This window comes from Embleya scabrispora (genome assembly GCF_002024165.1).
In the GTDB taxonomy this organism is placed as follows: Bacteria; Actinomycetota; Actinomycetes; order Streptomycetales; family Streptomycetaceae; genus Embleya; species Embleya scabrispora_A.
The window spans coordinates 1,028,900-1,048,074 of the sequence record NZ_MWQN01000002.1; the positions used below are offsets into that span (position 1 = coordinate 1,028,900).

Sequence of the window (19,175 nt, forward strand, 5' to 3'; positions counted from 1 at the left end):
GCGCGTCCCTGGCTATATGACGGGGCTCGGGGCGAGATTGTGACCCGTCGGGCGGGATTCAACGGTTGCGCAATCGAGAAACGGGGGTGTGGAACTCAGCCGAAGGAGAGGTTGGAGCACGGGTCGTCGTCGGCGGAGCGGACCTTGTCGACGACCGATGCCGGTGGGGGCGCGGGCGTCGAGGTGGAGGGCTCGGTGGGCTCGGTGGGCTTGGTTGTCGGGGGTGGCTCGGAGGCGAAGGTGCGGCCGAGTGTGATGGTGAGGCCGGTTGCCGAGGTCGGGCGTAGTTCGGCGCCCGGGAACAGGGGGACGAGGGCGTCGGCCCGGTCGCGTTCGCCTCGGCCGTACTCGATCACGGTCGCGACGTGGGTGCGGGAGGCGGCGGTTGCCGTGGTGGTGACGGTGAATCCGTTGGCTCTGAGGGTGTCCGCGGCGCGGGCGGCCAGGCCGGTTGTGGAGGTGCCGTTGTATACGGCGACGCTGATTCCGGTGCCGGGCACGGGTACGGGTGCGGCGTTCGTCGGCGGCGAACCGGGGCTCGGCTCCGGGGACTTGCCGCCCGCGTCCTCGCCGTCGACGGTGCGGTCGGCGCGCAGCGCGCTCCACAGGATGTCGGCTTGCGGGCGGACGATCGCGACCCGTTCGCCCTGGTAGCGCCACGGCACCGTGACGAACTTGGTGTTGTGCAGGTCGATGTCGCGCAGGGACATCGCGAACGAGGTCAGCTTCGGTACCGACCCGAGGCCGGGGTCGACGGTCAGCGCCTTGGTGGCCGCGTCGGCGAGCGGGACCAGGGTGGTGGGATCGAGGCCCTTGCCCTTGACCCGGGTGATCAGCGCGGCGACGAACGCCTGTTGGCGGCGGATGCGGCCGATGTCGGAGCCGTCGCCGAGGCCGTGCCGGATGCGCACGTAGTCGAGCGCCTTGCGGCCGGAGACGGTCTGGCGGCCCTTGGCGAACAGCAGTTCGCCGCGAGCGTGCAGGTTGGGGTTCAGGTCGCCCGCGTATACGTCGGTGGGTACGCAGACGTCCACGCCGCCGACCGCCGAGGTCATGGCGGCGAAGCCGGCGAAGTCGATCACCACGGTGTGGTCGACGCGCAGGCCGGTCAGCTTCTCGACGGTGTTCTGCGTACAGGCGGGGTTGCCCCGGGTGGTGTCGCCCACGGAGAAGGCCGCGTTGAACATGGTGTTGGCCTTGGGCCCGGTCCAGGAGCCGTCGGGCAGACGGCACGGGGGTATCTCCACGAGCGCGTCGCGCGGGATCGAGACGGCGACCGCGTGTCTGCGGTCGGCGTACACGTGCAGGAGGAACGCGGTGTCCGAGCGGCCGACGTCGCCCTGTCCGCCGCCGTACGCGTCGTTGCCGCCGGCGCGCGAGTCGGAGCCGATCACCAGCACGTTCCGGCCGCCGGTCTCCTCGGGGCGGTCGGGGGAGACGCCGTCGGCGGAGAAGGTCCGGATGTTGCCGTTGAGCCGGAGGTAGATCCACCCGGCGCCGGCCATCAGGAGGATGGCCAGGGAGAGGGCGATGCTGAGGATCCGGCGGCGCCTGCGTGGTCGGCGGGTGCGGGGTGTCGCCTTGGATATCGCGGGCTGCGACCCCGACTCGGGCCTTGCGCCCGACCTGTGACTTCCCGACATCGTGCGCCCTCGTCCCGGTGGTTCGTTCGAGGCGAAGGGATCGGCCCCGATCTTTGCTTCTATAGTTGCGCAATATAGCAACTGTTGTGTGGGAGGGGTCGGCGCGCTCCGGGCGTACGGGCCGAGCCGACGGCAGGCCGCGTCACACATCGTGCGCAGCGGTCCCGTTTTCGCGTCGTGCCCGCTTCGCGTCGTGCCCGCTTCGCGGCAGGCTGCAACTGTGTTTTCCAGGGGCTGGGTTGCTTTCGCTGTTCGGGCAACTTTCCCGCAGGGAGGGATGATTGTGCTGTGTCGGATCTACCGTTCCCGCAACTCGCGTTCTACGCTGCCGGAATGAGGCATGTGGCGCCTGGGGCGCGTGAGACCAGAACGGCGGAGCGGATATCGACCCCGACCGCCGACGAACCCATCCGGATGATCGTGGCGCGCAACGTGCGGATGCTCGCCCGGCGCGACGGCTACACCGACGGGGCCATCGGCGAGGCGCTGGGCCACGGCCGCTCCTGGGCATGGCGGCGGTTCACCGGCGAACTGCCCTTCGACCTCAACGACGTGGAGCGCCTGGCCGAGCTGTTCCAGGTCGACCCGGCACACCTGCTCGCCCCCGCTCACACGTGGGCGCCCGACCCGTCCCGGAGGGCGGTCTCATGAGCACCGAACGTCGCCCCGGCAGCCGCCGCAACCGCGTCGACAGCAAGCACCGCATCGAGCGGGCCACCGCCCGCCGCGCCACGCGCCACAACGACGGGGCGTCCGTGCCCGCGATGTCCTCGGAGGTGATCGAGGCCGCGCTGTACCGGGCCGCCGAAGGCGACTTCGCGGCACAGGCGACCACGTACATCCTCACCGAGGAGGGCTCCTTCGTCCGCCGCCCCGACCTGTACGCCGTGTGTCTGGACTGGTCCGACGACGGCCGCTACGCCTCGGTGCGGTGGGAGACGCTGCGCGAGGTGGTCACCGCGCCCGACGGGCCTTACCACGACGGGGCGTTGCGCACCATCCTGCTCCTGTGCTGCTCGTTGCACGACGACGGCCCGGCCCCGCTGTCCCGTTTGGCCTCGCTCGACACCACCAACGCCCGCATCGTCTCCCGGGGCGTACACATCGCCACCGGCGCCCTCCCGTTGCGCCAGGCCCTCGGCAACACCCCCTGACCGGTCGCGGCGGCCGCCCGAGGGCAGGCCGCCGCCGCCCTCCCAGCGGGGGAGGCCGGAGGGCGGCGGTTGCGCGATCGGCTGCGCCCGGGGCTTCGTCTCCGGCCCGCAAACGTTCGAGACGCCGATCACCCAGGCCCGGATCCGGCCGGTCGACGTCCCGAGACGATCGCCGCACCGATCCGACGATCCCTCGCCGGAACCGCCACCGACATGCTCCGGGGATGGTCGCAAGTCGCCTGACGCGACACGAGCCGCGAGCCGCGAGCCCGTGCGCGTGCACGACCGGGCTCGACTCGATCAACCGCGACGCCGCCGACCCCGAGGTCGTCGAACTCGTCCACGTGTCGGCCGAGGTGACGGCCCGTCCGGCGACCGACGCGGGCCGGGGTCGACGGCCGCCGTGGCATCGGTCCCCGGTCGCGGGCGAGTCCGTTCGGCATCCGCGTCCGGTGTCACCGCGACGTGGAGTCGCGTTCGGGGGTTGGTGCCCCGGCTCCGCCGGCGGCGGGGGCATGGGCCGCCTTCGGCACGGTGAGCAGGGCCAGTACGCCCGCCGCCAGCCCGAGTGCCCCGCAGAGGAGGAACGCCCGGTCCAGGCCCGATGCGAAGGCCTCGCGGATCGTGTCCACCACCGCGTCCCGCCCGCCGGCCGGAGCCGTCGCCACGAGCTGTTGCGCCCGGCCGCCGCCCAGGGCCTCGGCGGTCGCGTGCGGGTCGGCGGCGAGGGTGGTCCCACCGCCGCGCAGCGCGTGCTCGGCGCCGTCCCGGAAGACCACGCCCACCACCGCGATGCCGAGCGCGAATCCCAGCTGCCGGAAGGTGTTGAGCGCCCCACCGGCCATCCCGGCCCGGCTCGGCGGCACCGCCGTGAGCGCCGCACCGGCCATCTGCGGCATCGCCAGGCCGACCCCGATCCCGGCCACGAGCAACCCCGGAAGCAGCGCGGTCCAGTCCGAATCGGCGTTCACCAGGGTCAGCGCGAACGCGCCGAGCCCGATGCAGAGCGCGCCGATCCCCAGTGGCCACCGGGGCCCCGTACCGTGTGGAAGCCGGCTCGCCACGGCCGAGGCCACGAACGAGACGGCCGCCAGCGGCAGCAGCGCCAGCCCCGCCCGGACCGGTCCGTACCCGAGCACCGACTGAAGCCACACGGACAGCGCCGGGAACGCCGCGAACGCGGAGAACTGCACGAGCAGACCGGACAGCATGATCCCGCTGAACGACGCGCGCCGGAACAGCGCCAGGTCGATCATCGGCTCGGCGACCCGGGCCTCGACCACCACGAACAGCCCGAACGCCACGCCGGCGGCGGCGAACACGCCCAGCGTCGGGCCATCCGTCCACCCCTCGGCACCGGCCCGCACGAAGCCGTAGGTGAGCAGTGCCGCGCCGAGGGTGAAGGTGACCATGCCGGCCGGGTCCGGCCGTGCCGCACGGTTGCCGTGCGATTCGGTGAGCAGGCTCAGGCACATCGCCACGGTCAGCACGCCGATGGGCACGTTGACCAGGAAGATCGCCTCCCAGCCCAGGTGTTGGGTGAGCAGGCCGCCCATGATCGGCCCCACCGCCGCGGCGGCTCCCGAGATCGACCCCCACACGCCGAAGGCGACGCCGCGATCGCGGCCCTGGTAGGCGTGTCCGAGCAGGGCGATCGTGGTGGCGAACATGGCCGCGCCGCCCACACCCTGTAGGGCTCGGGCCGCGATCAGCGTCCCGGTGTCGGGCGCCATCGCGCACAGCAGCGACGCGGCGGTGAACACCACGGTGCCCGAGACGAACACCCGCCTGCGGCCGATCCGGTCGGCCAGCGATCCGGCGCCGAGCATCAGCGCGGCCAACGCGAGGGAGTAGGCGTCCAGGACCCACTGGAGGTCGGTGTAGGAGGAACCCAGATCGGCGCCCATGTCGGGCAGCGCGACGATGACGATCGTGACGTCGACAAGCAACATGAACGATCCGAGACAGACCGCGAGCAGCGGTCCCCACTTGCGCACGAGGACTCCCGGGACGAGACGCGTGATGAACGCGTGACGGAACGAAGGCGAGGAGGCATGACGGCACAGCCGGCCGCGACCGACGCGACCCCGCCAGGCCCCGCGTTCGCGTCCCCCGCCGCTGACGGAAACCCTCGCCGCTCTGCGGGATCGCGTCGAGAACACGCGGCGGATGCGGCGGAATCCCGACACGACTACGCTCCCAGTGGTGGGATCCATCGAATTCGACGCCGTCGACCTGGCGATCGTGCACGCGCTGGACATCGACGGCCGGATGCCCTTCGCGCGCATCGCCGAGGTGCTGGGCGTGTCCGACGCGACCGTGGTGCGCCGCTACCGGCGGATGCGGGCGAGCGGTGCCATCCGGGTGGTGGCGATCGGCGACACGCGGCGCACCGGGCAGGCCGCATGGGTGTTGCGGGTGCGCTGCGTTCCGGACGCGGTGGAGGCGGTGGCGGAGGGCCTGGGCCGCCGGTCGGACGTGGCCTGGGTACAGCTGTTGTCGGCCGGCGCCGAGGTGATGTGCGTGACCCGACCGCGCGGCCCGCAGGCCCGCGGCGACCAACTGCTGCGCAACATCGGGCGCGCGGCCGGGGTCGGCGAGTTGGAGGCGCACTGCATCCTGCGCGTGGTGGTCGGCGGCCCACCGGGGTGGCGGGCGCAGAACATCGGCCTGGACGCCGACCAGGTCGCCGCGCTGACCCGTTTCGCGCCGGTGGTCGACCCGGACGCGCCGCTGCCGCCCTGGTCGGACGACGACCGGGCGCTGTTCGCGGCGCTGTCCCGGGACGGGCGCATGTCGTTCGCGGACCTGGCCCGAACCTGCGGCACCTCGGAGTCGGCGGTCCGCCGCCGGCTGGAAGTGCTGCGCGCCACGGGCGTGTTGTACTTCGAGGTGGAGACCGACCCGGAGTATCTGGGCTACGCCATGCCGGCCTTCCTGTGGATGTCGGTGCGCCCCTCGGCGCTGGACGCGGTCGCGGAGGCGGTGGCGGCCGACGCGCGGGCGGTCTTCGCCGCCGTGTCCACCGGGCGGGCGAACTTCCTGGTGAACGTGCTGTGTCGGGACACCGCCGACCTGTACGACTTCATCGCCCACACGCTCGGCTCGGTCGAGGGCATCACGAACGTGGAGACCACGCCGATCGTCGAGACGTTCAAACGCGAGGGCCCGATGCCGCAACCGCGCCGCCGACGCTGAAAAGTACGTCCGCCGCGACCCGCCTCCGGCGCCGAACCGGTGTGACTCAGCGGGGGGACTCCGTGGACGCCGACGTGGACGTGGTCGGAGGGCCGAAGGTGTCGGCGGTGCCGGGCGTACCGCCGCCGGCGGTTCGGGTGGACGTGGCGGCGCCCTCCAGGTCGACGGCGGTGTCGGTCGTCGAGGTCGGCGATCCCGACGCCGAGGTGGGCGCGGACGTGGTCGGGGCGGCGGCGGTGGACGCGCCGTCGGAGGGGAGCAGCGTCGGCTGGAGGGAGGCGGTGTCGGTCAGCCGGATCGCCGCCAGCAACGCGCGCAGGCGGTTCGTCTCGATCCCGGGTTCGGACTCGGCGAACGCGCCGTCGGCCCGCGAGATGCGATCGGGGCGCACGTCGTGCGCGCCCGGTGTGGCGCCGACGCCGACCACGAACGAGGCCGGGTCGCCGCCCTCCGCGTTCGGCGGATCGGTCGTGCCGAAGCGCAGCGCGTACAGCGAGGACTTGTCCGGCGCCATCGGCGCGATCACCGCGACCACGCGCTCCCCGTTCGGCAGCGCCCCCGGGGCCAGGGTCAGCGGGACGCGCACCGGTACGCGGGCACCGGGAAGCACACTCTCCGCGATGTGCCGCACCCGTTCGGCGTCGGCGGCCGGGCCGGTGAGCGAGACCACGGCCCACGCGTCCCGGGCCCACTGCCAGGCCAGTTCGAGCCGGCCGTCGACCGGGGTGGGGCCGATCAGCCACACGGCCGGACGCTCCCGAACCGACGGCGCGCCGGCGCCGGCCGCGCTCGCCGTCGCCGGGAACCGCCCCGCCGCGTACATCGTCACCGTCGCGCGCGTGGCCGCCAACTCCGGCGCGGCCCCGGGCTTCTCCGGCCCCAGGGTCACCCGCTGGCGATAGCGGCCCGTCTCGTAGGACACCGGCGTGTACCCGCCCGCCGAGCCGACCCGGAAGACCCGCTCGCGCACGTCGAAGCCGCCCCCGACGGCCGGCCCGAAGCGCCCGTCGCGCGACGGCGCCGCGAGCACCACCGTCACCAGCGCGATCATCGCCACCGCGACCGCGCCGCCGACCACCGCCAGCGCCCGGCGGGCCCGCACCGTGCGGCGCCCGTCGCGGATCGCGCGCGCCACGTACACGCCCGGTTCGTCGGGCCCGACCGGAGGCGTCTCGCGCAACGCGGCCAGCAGTCGGGCGCCCTCGTATTCCTCGGTGTCCATCGCCCGTCTACTCCCCTTCCCATCGGGCCACGACGGGCCCGTCCAGCAGTGCGCGCAGGCGCGCGAGGCCCAACGCGGTCTGGCTCTTCACCGTGCCCTGCGAGCAGTTCAGGACCTCGGCCACCTCGGCGACCGGCAGATCGCACAGGAACCGCAACACCAGCACGACCCGCTGCCTGGGCGGCACCCGGGACAGCGCGATCCGCACCGCGTCGCGCGTCTCCACGTCGGGGCCGGGCGGCGCGGCGGGCAGCGGGAGGTCCTGCGACGCCCCGATCAGCCGTACCCGGGCCCAGGCCAGCCGGCGCTCGTTGAGGAACGCGCGCACCAGCATGCGGTGCACGTAGCGGTCCAGGTCGTCCGCCGCACTGGCGCGCCGCCAGTGCACGTACAGGCGCGTGATGGTGTTCTGCACGATGTCGTCCGCCCGGTCCGGGTCGCCGCACAGCAGGCGGGCGACGCGGCGCAGCGCGGGCAGCCGGGCGGACACGTACTCCGTGTACGCGTGCTCGTCGCTCGCCCGCACCCGAGTGCCCTCCCTCGCCCGATCGCCGATGCCGGTGCCTCCGGGGGACCGTAGCGACTCCGGGTCGGCCGCGAGTCCCCCGGTCCGATGCGCCGCCACCCGCTCAGCCGGCACCGGCCGCACCCCCGTCCCGGGCGTCCACAACCCGGCCGTTCCCACCGCGGACGTCCCACACCCACACGCCGCCGGTCTGCCGGCTCGGCCCGAGCAGCAGTTCGAGGGTCGACCACAGCGCGCTCTCCCGATAGTGCGGGCCGAGCACCACCGCGTCCGCGTGCCAGAAGGCGAGGTCGGCGCGGGCCTGAGCGCGGTCCCGGTCGGTCACCTCCGGAACCTTGCCGCTGTCGCGCACCTCGCGCAGCAGGTTCGAGGTCGGCCGGGTGACCGCGCCGTAGCCGCCGAGCCGGTCCGGTCCGAACGGGCCGACGAAGTAGCCCTCGGCGAGCGGGAAGCCGAAGTCGGCGTCGACCTGCCAGCTCAGCGCCCGGGCGTCGGACGGGTCCGGCAGCGGCACCGTCACGATGGCCCGGCCCGACCCCGCGTAGTGGCGCCAGGTGCCGTCGGTGAAGAACGCGGGCGTCGCCTCGCGGGGCTCGGTGGTCAGCGGTTGCGGCAGCAGCGGCACCAGTGCCTGGAGCGCGGCCACGCACCACAGCAGCCGGATCCGGCGATCGCGGGTACGGGTGGCGGCCTGCGCGCCGAGCGCGAGCAGCATGCCGAAGGCGGGCACGCAGACCATGGTGAAGCGGCTCTCCAACACCGATTCGTACAGCGGGAGTTGCCCGAACCAGCGCCACGGCCCGTCGATTCCGGTGGGCTCGCCGTTCAGGATGATCTCCGGGCCCAGGGAGAACAGCGCGGCGCCGACGAGCACGACCGCGAGCGCCCTGGCGAGCGCCGTGCGCCACAGCGCGACGACGAGGGCGAGGGCGAGCAGGAGCAGCGGCCAGCCGAAGAACGCGTTCTCCTCGGTTCGGTTCAGCGACAGGCGCGAGGAGACGTCGATGTCGCCGGCGAGGGAGCGGTCGGCGTACGCGGTCAGCGCGGCGAGGTCGTTGCCCGCCGGGCCGTGCAGCAGATTGGTGTAGCTCTGCGGGCCGTTGAACTGCCACCACAAAGGATAGGCGACCAGCACCAGACACAGCGCCGCGCCGATCGGGACCCCCCGGGCCAGCGGACGCAGCGCCGCGCGCGCCGCGACGGGAGCGGCGCAGGCGTAGCCGACGGCGAACAGCGCGATCCCGGTGGAGGCGAGCAGCAGCGCCTCCTCGCCGAGGAAGATCTGATAGGCCGTCAACAGGCCGAGCAGGACGCCGTCGCGGATCGGCCGCAGGCCGCCGGCCACCCGCAGCAGTCGGTCGATGATCAGCGGGATCACGAACAACACGGCCAGGTTCGGGTGCGCGTTGGCGTGCGAGATCATCGGCGGGGCGAACGCGCAGAACGCGCCGCCGAGGGCCGCGGCCGGGCGCGAGACGTCCAGGTGACGCGAGATCAGGTAGTACCACGCGGCGGCGGTCGCGGCGAGCCCGAAGGTCAGCACGATCGCCCAGGTCGCCGACGGCCCGAACAGCCAGGTGATCGGCGCGAGCGGGATGGACAGCCCCGGCATCGAGGTGTTGGCCATCAGGTTGACGCCGTCGGGATGGTTTTGCAGCGTCGTGGTCAGCGGGTTCTCCGCGTGCGCGACGGCGTGCGCGGTGACCGCGAAGAACCACTCCCACTGGCGCTGGTCCTGGCCGCTGTCCACCAGGTAGCGCCCGGCGGGCCCGCCCCACCACAGACCGCGGTACAGCAGCAGCGAAGCGGCGAGGTAGACGCCGCACACCAGGGCGTCCAGGGCGCGCCCCGAGCGGGGCAGCGCGATCGCGCGGATCGGCGCGACGGACTCGCGCACCGCGGTCACGCGGCCCGCCCCGGGGGGAGCGGCATCCGCAGCGGTTCCGCGCCGGGAGTGCGGCCGGCGGCCGGCGCCGGGCCGTGCCGCAGCCGTACCCGGGCCAGGTCGGTGAGCACTTCCAGGCAGTGTCCGGGGCGCAGTTTGGAGCCGTCCTGGTGGGTCCAGGCCACCGGGACCTCGACGAAGCTCCAGCCGAACGCGAGGAAGAGCCGGAGCACTTCGATGTCGAAGGCCCACCCGTCCACGCTCGCGCGCGCGAACGCGGCCCGGGCGCGATCGCCCCGGAACAGCTTGAACCCGCACTGCGTGTCCACCGTCCCGGGCAGCGCGACGGCCCGGATCAGCCGGCTCCCGACATCCGACAACACCCGGCGCACCGGCGGCCGGGCCACCGCGAACGCCGGCCCGCGCGAACCGATCGCCGCGTCGAACCCGGCGTCGAGCGCGGCCTGGAGCCGGGCCAACTCGTCGATCGGGGTGGCGAGATCCGCGTCGCACAGCAGCACCCGGTCACCGCGCGTGGCCGCGATCCCGACCCGTACGGCATGCCCTTTGCCCCGATTGACCGGATGTCGCACCAGCCGCACCCGCGGCTCGTCACGGGCGACCGCCGCGGCGACCGTGTACGTATCGTCGGTGGATCCGTCGTCGGAGACGACCAGTTCCCAATCGCCTCCGACCTCCCGGAGATGATCGACCACCGCCGCCAGAGTCCCCGGCAGCCGCCGTGACTCGTTGAACACGGGTATCACGACCGAGAGCCCGATCCCACAACCAGTTCGCTTCACACCACGATGACCACCCGACTCCGGTATCGCGTTGTGTGACGTGGACCACATTCCCCACCGCATCTCGCCCGGCCGCCCGACGCCGCGCCGTCAGCCGGTGGTCGAGCGCCGTCGATACCGCACACAGCCGCACGACTTGCCGTTGGGCACGAGTTCACCGACATCGAACTCGTCCCCGCCGCAGCTGCTTCCGTGGTCCGCGGGCAGATGCCCGCAGTTCGCGCAGGCGTCCGGATCCGGCTTGACCAGCGCGATGAAAATGCCGAACAGCACGAGCGGCGTGACACCGATGGCCAGGACGATCCAACCGTTGTGCATCGCGGCCCCTTCCGACGGTGGGCATCGCACGTACGACGGAGCCGGCGCGGCCTCGGTACACGTCGGTACACGTCCACCGGGCCGCACCGGCCCGAGGCCGGCTACCAACTACCGGTCGCGCCACCACCACCGCTGGATCCGCCACCGAACCCGCCGTCGGCATCGGCCGCGGCCGGACCGGCGGCGAGGGCCAACATCGCGGTGATCCCGGCCACGGTCAGGGCCGTGACCTTGCACGCCCGGCCGAGACGCTTGCGAAGGGTCTTTGCAGTCACGAGAGAACTCCGCTCACTAGGGTCGGATCACGGTCGGAGACCGGATCCAAAGGAGGGTTCCTTTCCGTCGTGCAGCCGTGCAGCCGTGCAGAAAGAGCATCGCAGCGCGCGCGGGTGAAAAGCACCAGGGAACCCCCGCCTATACGCACCCGTGACCCACGCCCCACCCCCGGGTGCGCGTGACGCGCGTCACCCTCCGGGAGCGCACGGGCGGCTGCCGGACAGTCGAAGGGTGTGGAGACAAGCATGAGATCCCGGATCAGAGCCGGAGACCCCTACGCCTTCGAGGAGTTGTTCGCCGAGCACTCGAAGTCCGTCTACAACCACGCCTTTCGGATGACCGGCGACTGGGCCGCGGCCGAGGACGTGGTGGCGCTGACCTTCCTGGAGGCCTGGCGCCTGCGCACCGACGTGACCGCCGCAGGCGGTTCGCTGCGGCCGTGCGATGAGTTTCGGCCGGGCGCTGCGGTCTCCACCCCGTGACACCGGAACCGGGCGACGGGGCCTTGCGAGACCGACCCGGCCCGGCAGCCGTCACCCCGGGACCCCGGAACAGGCACGAGGAGCACCACCCCATGCGGATCGTGATCCGCGAGTTCATCGGCCTCGACGGTGTCGTCCGGGCGCCGGGCGGGCCCGAGGAGGATGTCGACGGCGGCTTTGCTCACGGCGGTTGGACGCACTCGTCTCGACCGTGGTCGGCGACGCGGGTGTGCACGTGTGCGCCTACCGGTCGGTCGCCAAGGGTTGGCCGGCTTCCTCCGTGTCGGGCCGGCCCGGAGGTTGGTGTGCTCGGGCTACCGCGTCGTGTAGTAGACGTATCCGCCGAGGCCGCCGAGGACGATCAGGTTGTACATGAAGATCTTGATCCGCCCGGCGGCCGAGACCGGCCCGCGCTGGGGGGTGTAGGTGGGGCCGCCGCCTCCTCCGCCGTGCCCTCCGGTGCCGTTGCAGTTCGGGCACGGCTGCATCTGCGTGGTGCGACCGCCGCCGCCACAACCCCCACAGCCCATCCCGTCCTGCACCAGCGTGTTCTGGCCGGATCCGCCACACCCGGAGCACATGGTCTCCATCGGCATCCAGCCGTTGCCGCCGCAACTTCCGCAGTACCCCACCCTGCCTCCTCGCGAAGATCCCCCGCGCCGAGCTTGCATGAGGAGTGCTCGGGGGTCAACGCAATCCCGATGAACTTTCGTACCGCGCCCGGGGCCGGCCGGAGGAGGAAGGACCCCTACGTGTGCGACCTCCGGACTAGGGGACCGCTAGCCGCACCGGATGACGCCGGTGCGGGCGGAGTGACCGTAGCGTCCGGGTGTGCAAAGAATCTACGCCTGGCTGCGCGTCCATCCGCTCGTGGTGGATGTGATGTACATGGTGCCGCTGCCGCTGCTGAGCGTCAGTCAGCAGAACGCGGAAGACGCGCCGACCGGTCACGCCTGGACCTGGATGTGGGTCGTCGTCGCGGTGTTCAGCCTGGGCGCGGTGCTGCGCCGGGTCCACCCCCGGGCCGCCTTCCTGGTGGTCACGCTGGGCGGTGTGGGGCAACTGTGCTTCACCGAGGCGATCTCCGCGGCGAGCTTCGCGGTCCCGATGGTGTTGTACACGACGGCGAAGTGGGGCAGTCGGCGGCGCGCGCGGATCGCGCTCGTCGCCGTGTTCGTCGGACCGGGACTCTACTTCGCGCGATGGGGCACCAGCCTCGAACTCGATCTGCGCAACGGCCTGTTCGGCTACTGCTTCCTGGTGACCAGCCTCGGTATCGCCTGGGTTCTGGGCGACTCGATGCGCACCCGTCGGGCCTACTACGCCGAACTCGAGGAACGCGCGGCGCGCCTGGAGTTCGAGCGCGACCAGCAGGCACGAATCGCGGCGGCGGCCGAACGCTCCCGGATCGCCCGCGAGTTGCACGACGTGGTGGCACACAACGTGTCGGTGATCGTGGTCCAGGCCGACGGCGCCGGACGGGCCATCGGCACCGCCCCGGACAAGGCCCGTGAGGCACTGGACACCATCGCCAAGACCGGCCGTGAGGCACTGGTGGAGATGCGCCGACTGCTCGGCGTACTGCGCGCGGAGAGCGAGACCGAGGGCACGACCCCGCAACCGAGCCTGGGCCATCTGGACGACCTGGTCGCCCAGGTCGGCCGCGCGGGGATGTCGGTGAGCCTGACCGTCGAGGGGGTACCGATCGATCCCTCCCTGACCGTCGCCCTGACCGCCTACCGCATCATCCAGGAGGCGCTGACCAACACCCGCAAACACGCCGGTCCACAGGCCACCGCGAACGTGCTGGTCAGATACCTGGACCAGGCGGTGGAGTTGCGCATCGGCGACGACGGTCGCGGCGCGCAGGCACCGGGCGACGGAATGGGCCACGGGCTGATCGGCATGCGCGAACGGGTCGCGATGCTCGACGGGCGGCTCGACATCGGCCCGGATCCCGCCGGCGGATGGACGGTGTACGCCCTGCTGCCCTATGGCACGGCCGGGAACGGGAGGCAGCCTGTGGCGGCGGCGTCGACGCCCGCGCGGCGGCCGGGGCTCGGGGGGCCCGGGCGGTGTCGGGTGCCTCGAAGTGTCGAGGTGTCGGAGTGATCCCTCGGCCATACGCGATCCATATGTGTCGGCTGGGATGCTGCCTGGATGCGAGTGCTTCTGGTCGAGGACGAGCAGCCGCTGGCCGGCTACATCGCCGCCGGACTGCGCAAACACGGATTTGCCGTCGATGTCGCGGGGGACGGGCAAAGCGCCCTGGATAAAGGAGAGTTCACTCCCTACGACGTGGTCGTGTTGGATCGGGATCTGCCGATCGTGCACGGGGACACCGTCTGTCGGCGGCTCGCCGAGTCGGGCACCTCGCGGATCTTGATGCTCACCGCGTCCGGTGCCGTTCGGGACCGGGTCGACGGGCTCACCCTCGGCGCGGACGACTACCTGGGCAAGCCGTTCGCGTTCGCCGAACTGGTGGCCCGTGTACAGGCGTTGTCCCGCCGCAGCGCGCCCGCGCGGCCACCGGTGCTGCGTGCCGCCGACGTGACGCTCGATTCCTCTCGGCGCTGCGCCGAACGCGGCGGCAGAGCCCTGCACTTGACGCCCAAGGAATTCGGCGTGCTCGAACAGCTGCTCGCCGGTGCCGGGGACGTGGTCAGCGCCGAGACGCTGTTGGAGAAGGTCTGGGACGAACACGCCGACCCGTTCACCAACGCGGTCCGGATCGCCGTCGGCACGCTGCGTCGCAAGCTCGGCGATCCGGCCCTGATCGAGACCGTGACGGGCGCCGGATACCGGATCGCGGCCCGGCCGGCGTGCGACTGACCGCGCGCGGCCGGCTCACCGCGCTGTACACCGCGCTGGTCCTGGCCGCGGGGGTGGTGCTCACCGCGCTGACGTACCTGCTGGTGCGGCGGAGCCTGCGGCACCGGATCCGGATCGAGGTCCTGGGCGGCCCCGGGACCGACGCCGAACCGCCCCCGAACATGGGGGAGATGACCGCCCTCGCCGAGCGCATGCGGGCCACCACGTTGTCCGACCTGCTCACCCGGGCCGGGATCGCGCTCGCCGTGGTGACCGTACTGGGCGCCGTCCTGGGGTGGTTGGTCGCCGGGCGGGTATTGCGGCCGATCCGGGCCATCGCGGCCACCGCACAGCGCCTGTCCGCCGAGAACCTGTCCGAGCGGGTGCCGGTGGGCACACCACCGGACGAACTCGCCGACCTCGCGGCCACGATCAACGGCATGCTGGACCGGATCCGCACCGGGGTCGCCCAACGCGACCGGGTCCTGTCCGGACAACGGCTGTTCACGGCCAACGCCGCACACGAACTGCGCACCCCGCTCACCACGATCCGCACCGCGATCGACGTGACCTTGGACGGCGAGCCCGACCGGGCCGAACTGCTCGCGATGGCCGACGACATCCGGGCCGCGATCGACCACAGCCGGCGTACGCTCGACGGCCTGCTCGCACTGGCCCGCAGCGAAAGCGATCCCGGCCGACACCGCCTCGTCGACCTGGCCGAGATCGCGACCGGGGTCCTGAACGGCACCGCCGACGCGGCGAGCGCCCGGCGGCTCGCCCTGCGTGTCGAGACCCGCCCCGCGCGGATGTACGGCGAACCGGTCCTGCTGGAGCGGCTGATCGGCAATCTGGTCGACAACGCCGTCCGGTACAACCACGTCGACGGCCGCGTCACGCTCCGCACCGACCGGATCGGCGACCACGTATTCCTCCGGGTGACCAACACCGGCCCGCCGATCCCGCCGCAGGACGCAATGGGCCTGCTGGAGCCGTTCGTTCGGGGCCGCGACACCCGCCGATCCGCCGACGGCGGTGCCGGTCTGGGCCTGTCCATCGTCCGCGCGATCAGCACCGTCCACCACGGCCGGCTCACCCTCACCGCCCGGGACGGCGGCGGGTTGCACATCACCATCCGCTTCCCGGCCGCGCGGGAACCCTACGCCGACGAACCGCCGCCGTCGCCGCCGTCCGCCGCCGAATCCGGACCTGCCCCCGCCCCCGATTCGGCTCCGGCTCCATCCACAATGCCCGCGACCATCGCATCGAAGACCCGGGCCGCCCGCTCGTCCAGTTCGTCGAGCGGAATGCCCGTGTCCCGAGCGTAGATCTCCCGGAAGACGATGTAGCCGATCTGCGCCGCCCCGGTCATCACGTGCGCCGCGATCGGGTCCGCGTCGGCCGGCAAGTCCCCGCGGGCCTGGTCGCGTTCGAGGCTGCGCCGGGTGCGGTCGAACCTGGGCAGCGCGGACAGTTCCTCGTCCCCGTCCAGCGCGAGCAGCGCCTCCAGCTTGACCAGGTCCGGCGAATTCAGCCGGCGCTCGAACATGGCGCGGCGGCGTTCGGCGAAGGGGCGGTCCCAGTGGCCGTCCTGTCCGGCGGTCTCCCGCTCCACGAGATCCGCGGCGGCGGCCCGGAGCAGGGCCTGGCGCGAGCCGAAGTATTGGTAGATCTGACCGTGATTGACCCCGGCCTCGGCGGCGATCTCGCGCAGGTTGACCCCCGCGAGCACGCCGTCGCGCTCCAGCAGTCGACGGGCGGCGGCCAGCAGGTCCGCCTCGGTCTCCTGCCGGGAACGCCGCCGCCGGCGCGGCTGCCTGGCCTCGGTCACGGATGCCTCCTGGGTGCCGCTTTCCCGGTCGTCGGGACTCTTGTCACGGCGTCGGCCCTATATTAACGTTCCGATAGCAACGTTTCGTTAATAACGAAACGCTATTAGGCGATCGGCCGACGACGACCAGCCAACGACGACCAGCCGACGAGAACGCCTGTCGACGACAACATTTGGGGTGAGCCATGGCGACACCGCCGCTGACCGGCATCCGGGTCCTGGACATGTCGACGGTGCTGGCCGCACCCGTGACCGCGACGTTCCTGGGCGACTTCGGCGCAGACGTGGTCAAGATCGAGGAACCGCGACACGGCGACTTCACCCGAGGCGGCCGCGCCGGCGAGCGCTCCCCGTACTGGGCCCAGGAGGCCCGCAACAAGAAGTCCGTCACCCTCGACCTGCGCACCGAACGCGGCCAACACATCGCCCGCGACCTGGTCCGCCACTTCGACGTGGTGATCACCAACTACCGGCCGCCGACGCTGACCGCGTGGGGCCTGGATCCCGACTCGCTGCGGGCGATCAATCCGCGCGCGATCCTGGTCTACGTCACCGGCTACGGACTGACCGGCCCCTACCGCGACCGGGGCGCCTTCGATCGCATCGCCAGCGCGTACGCCGGGCTGACCCACGTCACCGGCGAGCCCGACCGCGACCCGGTGCGCAGCGGCTACTCGGTGATCGACTACATGGCCGCCTACCTCGGCGCGTTCGCCGTGGTCACCGCGCTCTACCACCGCGACACCACCACCGACGGCGAAGGGCAGGTTGTCGACCTGGCGCTGTACGAGGCGGGCTTTCGCGCCTCGGAGGACGCACTGGTCGGCCACGCCACCGACGGCAGGGTCCGCGAACGCACCGGCAACGTCAATCCGCAGATCGTGCCCGCGAGCGACTTCACCACCGCCGACGGACGGCGGGTGTCGATCCACGCCGGCACCGATTCGCTGTTCCGGCGACTGGGCGCGCTGATCGGCCGCCCCGAACTGGCCACGGATCCGCGCTTCGCGACCCGGGTCGAACGCGCTCGGCACGCCGACGAGTTGTACCGGATCCTCGACGCGTGGGCGGCCGAGCACCAGGCCGCGGCGCTCGCGGACCTGCTCAACGACGCGGGGATCCCCGCCGCGCCGTTGATGAGCATCGCCGACATCGCGGCCGACCCGCACTACCGCGAGCGCGGCACCATCGTCACCGTCGAGGATTCCGAGTACGGCGAACTGCCCATGCCGGCACCGATTCCGCACCTGTCCGCGACGCCCGGGAGCATCCGCAGCACCGGTCCCGCGCTGGGCGCGCACAACGCGGAGATCTACCGCGACCTGCTCGGTCTCGACGGGGCCGAACTGGCCGCGCTCGCCGCCGACGGCGTGATCTGACACCGATTCGTGTTTCCCGTCCCCGAATCGAGAGGGATCGCGCACCATGGCACACCACACCGCCGCGTCCGTGGGCGCGCGGCTCGACCGGATACCGCTGTCCGGATTCCATCGCCGACTCGTGCTCGCGCTGGCCGGGATGATCCTGTTCGAATGGGTCGAGGCGTACTCGTTCGCGTTCGTCGCCCCGGTTTTGCGCGACCAGTGGCACATCTCGCTGCGCACCGTCGGTGTCATCGCCGGTGTCACCTCGCTCGGCGCGTTCGCGGGCGGAGTGGCGGCCGGCTATCTCGCCGACCGGATCGGCCGCCGTCGCACCATGCTCGGCTTCAGCGTCACCTATTGCGTGTTCGCCGTACTGTGCGCCTTCGTGCAGGGCCCCGGGCAACTCGTGATCGCCCGCACCCTTGCCCAGTTCGGGACCCAGGGCATGGCGGTGTGCGCGATCGTCGTGCTCACCGAATTCGTGCCGGCCCGGGCTCGGGGCCGATTGCAGACTCGGAAGGTCGTGATCGGTGCCATGGGCATTCCGATCGCCGCCTGGACCAGCTACTTCGTGGTCCCGCACTGGAGTTGGGGTTGGCGACTGGTGTTCGGCATCGGCGCGGTGGGCGTGGTGTTCGCCGTACTGGTGTGGCGCTGGGTGCCGGAAAGCCCACGTTGGCTGGTCACCCAGGGGCGGACGGCGGAGGCGGAGGCGATCGTGGCGGCGATCGAGCGTGCGTCGGGTGTGGGGGCGGGGGCGGGGATGGAGGGCGGAGCCGGACGGGCTCCGGGACTTCCGGACGGTGGGGAGGGGTCGCGCCCCGAGGCCGTTGGTGAGGCCGATGCCGCCGACGACGCCGTTGGTGATGCCCACGCCGTCGTTGCCGCCGACGCCGGTTCCCCGGCGCCGCCGGCCGTCTCGTCGGCGGGACAGAGGCGGACGCGCGTAGCGGAGCTGTGGACCGGCCCGCATCGCCGGACCTTCCTGGTCACCACCGCCATGTGGGTGACCGGATTGGCCGCCTACTCGGCCTTCAACACCTGGACCCCCACCCTCCTGGAGGAGAACGGCCTCGAACTGTCCGACACCCTCCTCGTCTCGGCCGTCCTGGCCACCGCCGCCCCGCTCGGCTCACTGCTCGCCGCGCCGTTGATCGACCGCTGGGAACGCACGACGTCCCTGCTGGTCCTGTGCCTGATCAGCGCCGGCCTGCTGTTGCTGTTCGGCGTCACCCACGCGCGCGCGGCGATCCTGGTGCTCGGCTGCCTGGTCACCCTGCTGTTCCACGCTTCGACGCCGTTCCTCCAGATCTACTCGGCCGAGGTCTTCCCCACGTCGATCCGAGCCCTGGGTTCCGGAACGGCCAACGCGCTCTCCCGAATCGTCAACTTCGGCGGACCGATGCTGATCGCCGCCATCTATGCCGGCCTCGGCTACGCGGCGGTCTTCGCCTGGATCGCCCTGCTGGCCGGCAGCGGCGGCGTGATAGCCCACCGCTTCGGGCCCCGAACCACCGGCCGCCCCCTGGAGGCATTGGGCCGGACGGCCTCCGACACGCCCGCCGAGCCGACCGGCAGCCCACAGGCGACACCGCCGTCTTCGACGATGTGAGCGACGCGCACCCGACACGAAGCCCTCGCCCTCGCCCTCGCCCTCGCCCT

18 protein-coding genes and 2 pseudogenes are annotated in these 19,175 nt (G+C 72.3%); 10 read left to right on the forward strand and 10 right to left on the reverse strand.

Going from position 1 to position 19,175, the window contains the following annotated elements; all coding sequences use genetic code 11:
- Nucleotides 1-95 precede the first annotated feature (95 nt).
- Nucleotides 96-1,643 carry an LCP family protein gene (locus tag B4N89_RS34900; protein WP_078980461.1) on the reverse strand — a complete coding sequence of 516 codons (1,548 nt, stop codon included), beginning with the start codon at nucleotides 1,641-1,643 and terminating at the stop codon, nucleotides 96-98.
- Between the two features lie 333 nt (nucleotides 1,644-1,976).
- Here B4N89_RS34900 and B4N89_RS34905 point away from each other — a divergent pair, with 333 nt between their 5' ends.
- Nucleotides 1,977-2,294 carry a helix-turn-helix domain-containing protein gene (locus tag B4N89_RS34905; protein ID WP_107504196.1) on the forward strand — a complete coding sequence of 106 codons (318 nt, stop codon included), beginning with the start codon at nucleotides 1,977-1,979 and terminating at the stop codon, nucleotides 2,292-2,294.
- The gene (locus B4N89_RS34910) at nucleotides 2,291-2,797 is read left to right on the forward strand and encodes a hypothetical protein (protein WP_143658188.1); all 507 of its coding nucleotides are present in this window, start codon (nucleotides 2,291-2,293) and stop codon (nucleotides 2,795-2,797) included. Before B4N89_RS34905 ends, B4N89_RS34910 begins: the two co-directional genes overlap by 4 nt.
- A gap of 455 nt (nucleotides 2,798-3,252) precedes the next feature.
- On the opposite strand, the gene B4N89_RS34915 is transcribed toward B4N89_RS34910, so the two are convergent.
- Complete coding sequence (locus B4N89_RS34915; protein WP_078980464.1) at nucleotides 3,253-4,794, reverse strand: MFS transporter; 1,542 nt, start codon at nucleotides 4,792-4,794, stop codon at nucleotides 3,253-3,255.
- Nucleotides 4,795-5,002: 208 nt separating this feature from the next.
- Between B4N89_RS34915 and B4N89_RS34920 the strand changes: the two genes are divergently transcribed.
- Nucleotides 5,003-5,995: an Lrp/AsnC family transcriptional regulator gene (locus tag B4N89_RS34920; RefSeq protein ID WP_161500917.1), complete on the forward strand. Its 993-nt coding sequence runs from the start codon at nucleotides 5,003-5,005 to the stop codon at nucleotides 5,993-5,995.
- 46 nt (nucleotides 5,996-6,041) lie between these two features.
- On the opposite strand, the gene B4N89_RS34925 is transcribed toward B4N89_RS34920, so the two are convergent.
- The 6 genes from B4N89_RS34925 to B4N89_RS50180 all read right to left on the reverse strand — a co-directional run bounded on the left by B4N89_RS34925 (nucleotide 6,042) and on the right by B4N89_RS50180 (nucleotide 11,024).
- On the reverse strand, nucleotides 6,042-7,217 hold the full coding sequence (locus tag B4N89_RS34925; protein WP_078980466.1) for a hypothetical protein: 1,176 nt from the start codon (nucleotides 7,215-7,217) through the stop codon (nucleotides 6,042-6,044).
- Between the two features lie 7 nt (nucleotides 7,218-7,224).
- Nucleotides 7,225-7,743 (reverse strand): SigE family RNA polymerase sigma factor, encoded by a 519-nt coding sequence (locus B4N89_RS34930; RefSeq protein WP_235619085.1) that lies wholly within the window; start codon nucleotides 7,741-7,743, stop codon nucleotides 7,225-7,227.
- Between the two features lie 103 nt (nucleotides 7,744-7,846).
- Nucleotides 7,847-9,649, reverse strand: a complete 1,803-nt coding sequence (locus tag B4N89_RS34935; protein WP_235619086.1) for a glycosyl transferase — start codon at nucleotides 9,647-9,649, stop codon at nucleotides 7,847-7,849.
- Entirely contained in the window at nucleotides 9,646-10,344 is a 699-nt protein-coding gene (locus B4N89_RS51880) for a glycosyltransferase (RefSeq protein WP_235619087.1), read from the reverse strand. Before B4N89_RS51880 ends, B4N89_RS34935 begins: the two co-directional genes overlap by 4 nt.
- A gap of 177 nt (nucleotides 10,345-10,521) precedes the next feature.
- Nucleotides 10,522-10,749 carry a hypothetical protein gene (locus tag B4N89_RS34940; RefSeq protein ID WP_078980468.1) on the reverse strand — a complete coding sequence of 76 codons (228 nt, stop codon included), beginning with the start codon at nucleotides 10,747-10,749 and terminating at the stop codon, nucleotides 10,522-10,524.
- A 101-nt stretch (nucleotides 10,750-10,850) separates the two neighbouring features.
- Nucleotides 10,851-11,024 carry a hypothetical protein gene (locus B4N89_RS50180; RefSeq protein ID WP_161500918.1) on the reverse strand — a complete coding sequence of 58 codons (174 nt, stop codon included), beginning with the start codon at nucleotides 11,022-11,024 and terminating at the stop codon, nucleotides 10,851-10,853.
- Nucleotides 11,025-11,270: 246 nt separating this feature from the next.
- Here B4N89_RS50180 and B4N89_RS34945 point away from each other — a divergent pair, with 246 nt between their 5' ends.
- Together B4N89_RS34945 and B4N89_RS51885 are read left to right on the forward strand one after the other, a co-directional pair.
- Nucleotides 11,271-11,507, forward strand: a complete 237-nt coding sequence (locus B4N89_RS34945) for an RNA polymerase sigma factor (protein WP_078980469.1) — start codon at nucleotides 11,271-11,273, stop codon at nucleotides 11,505-11,507.
- 92 nt (nucleotides 11,508-11,599) lie between these two features.
- Nucleotides 11,600-11,707 (forward strand): annotated as a pseudogene (locus tag B4N89_RS51885) (dihydrofolate reductase); the annotation flags it as partial.
- Between the two features lie 114 nt (nucleotides 11,708-11,821).
- Here B4N89_RS51885 and B4N89_RS34955 read toward each other — a convergent pair.
- A complete protein-coding gene (locus B4N89_RS34955; protein ID WP_143658189.1) occupies nucleotides 11,822-12,139 on the reverse strand; it encodes a hypothetical protein in 318 nt (105 codons plus the stop codon).
- Nucleotides 12,140-12,338: 199 nt separating this feature from the next.
- Between B4N89_RS34955 and B4N89_RS34960 the strand changes: the two genes are divergently transcribed.
- The 3 genes and pseudogenes from B4N89_RS34960 to B4N89_RS34970 all read left to right on the forward strand — a co-directional run.
- Nucleotides 12,339-13,619: a sensor histidine kinase gene (locus tag B4N89_RS34960; RefSeq protein ID WP_078980471.1), complete on the forward strand. Its 1,281-nt coding sequence runs from the start codon at nucleotides 12,339-12,341 to the stop codon at nucleotides 13,617-13,619.
- Between the two features lie 48 nt (nucleotides 13,620-13,667).
- A complete protein-coding gene (locus B4N89_RS34965; protein WP_078980472.1) occupies nucleotides 13,668-14,339 on the forward strand; it encodes a response regulator transcription factor in 672 nt (223 codons plus the stop codon).
- A gap of 191 nt (nucleotides 14,340-14,530) precedes the next feature.
- A pseudogene (locus B4N89_RS34970) lies at nucleotides 14,531-15,457 on the forward strand (sensor histidine kinase); the annotation flags it as partial.
- A 20-nt stretch (nucleotides 15,458-15,477) separates the two neighbouring features.
- Here the strand turns inward: B4N89_RS34970 and B4N89_RS51890 are convergent.
- Nucleotides 15,478-16,149: a TetR/AcrR family transcriptional regulator gene (locus tag B4N89_RS51890; RefSeq protein WP_078980473.1), complete on the reverse strand. Its 672-nt coding sequence runs from the start codon at nucleotides 16,147-16,149 to the stop codon at nucleotides 15,478-15,480.
- 185 nt (nucleotides 16,150-16,334) lie between these two features.
- Between B4N89_RS51890 and B4N89_RS34980 the strand changes: the two genes are divergently transcribed.
- Nucleotides 16,335-17,528, forward strand: a complete 1,194-nt coding sequence (locus B4N89_RS34980; protein ID WP_078980474.1) for a CaiB/BaiF CoA transferase family protein — start codon at nucleotides 16,335-16,337, stop codon at nucleotides 17,526-17,528.
- Nucleotides 17,529-17,574: 46 nt separating this feature from the next.
- Nucleotides 17,575-19,125, forward strand: a complete 1,551-nt coding sequence (locus B4N89_RS34985) for an MFS transporter (RefSeq protein ID WP_078980475.1) — start codon at nucleotides 17,575-17,577, stop codon at nucleotides 19,123-19,125.
- Nucleotides 19,126-19,175: the final 50 nt, after the last annotated feature.

Excerpts from the sequence above, each read along its gene's own strand:
- B4N89_RS34945 (WP_078980469.1), top strand. The coding sequence starts at position 11,271 with ATGAGATCCCGGATCAGAGCCGGAGACCCCTACGCCTTCGAGGAGTTG.
- B4N89_RS34980 (WP_078980474.1), top strand. The coding sequence starts at position 16,335 with ATGGCGACACCGCCGCTGACCGGCATCCGGGTCCTGGACATGTCGACG.
- B4N89_RS34985 (WP_078980475.1), top strand. The coding sequence starts at position 17,575 with ATGGCACACCACACCGCCGCGTCCGTGGGCGCGCGGCTCGACCGGATA.
- B4N89_RS34905 (WP_107504196.1), top strand. The coding sequence starts at position 1,977 with ATGAGGCATGTGGCGCCTGGGGCGCGTGAGACCAGAACGGCGGAGCGG.
- B4N89_RS34900 (WP_078980461.1), bottom strand. The coding sequence starts at position 1,643 with ATGTCGGGAAGTCACAGGTCGGGCGCAAGGCCCGAGTCGGGGTCGCAG.
- B4N89_RS34965 (WP_078980472.1), top strand. The coding sequence starts at position 13,668 with ATGCGAGTGCTTCTGGTCGAGGACGAGCAGCCGCTGGCCGGCTACATC.
- B4N89_RS34910 (WP_143658188.1), top strand. The coding sequence starts at position 2,291 with ATGAGCACCGAACGTCGCCCCGGCAGCCGCCGCAACCGCGTCGACAGC.
- B4N89_RS34940 (WP_078980468.1), bottom strand. The coding sequence starts at position 10,749 with ATGCACAACGGTTGGATCGTCCTGGCCATCGGTGTCACGCCGCTCGTG.
- B4N89_RS34925 (WP_078980466.1), bottom strand. The coding sequence starts at position 7,217 with ATGGACACCGAGGAATACGAGGGCGCCCGACTGCTGGCCGCGTTGCGC.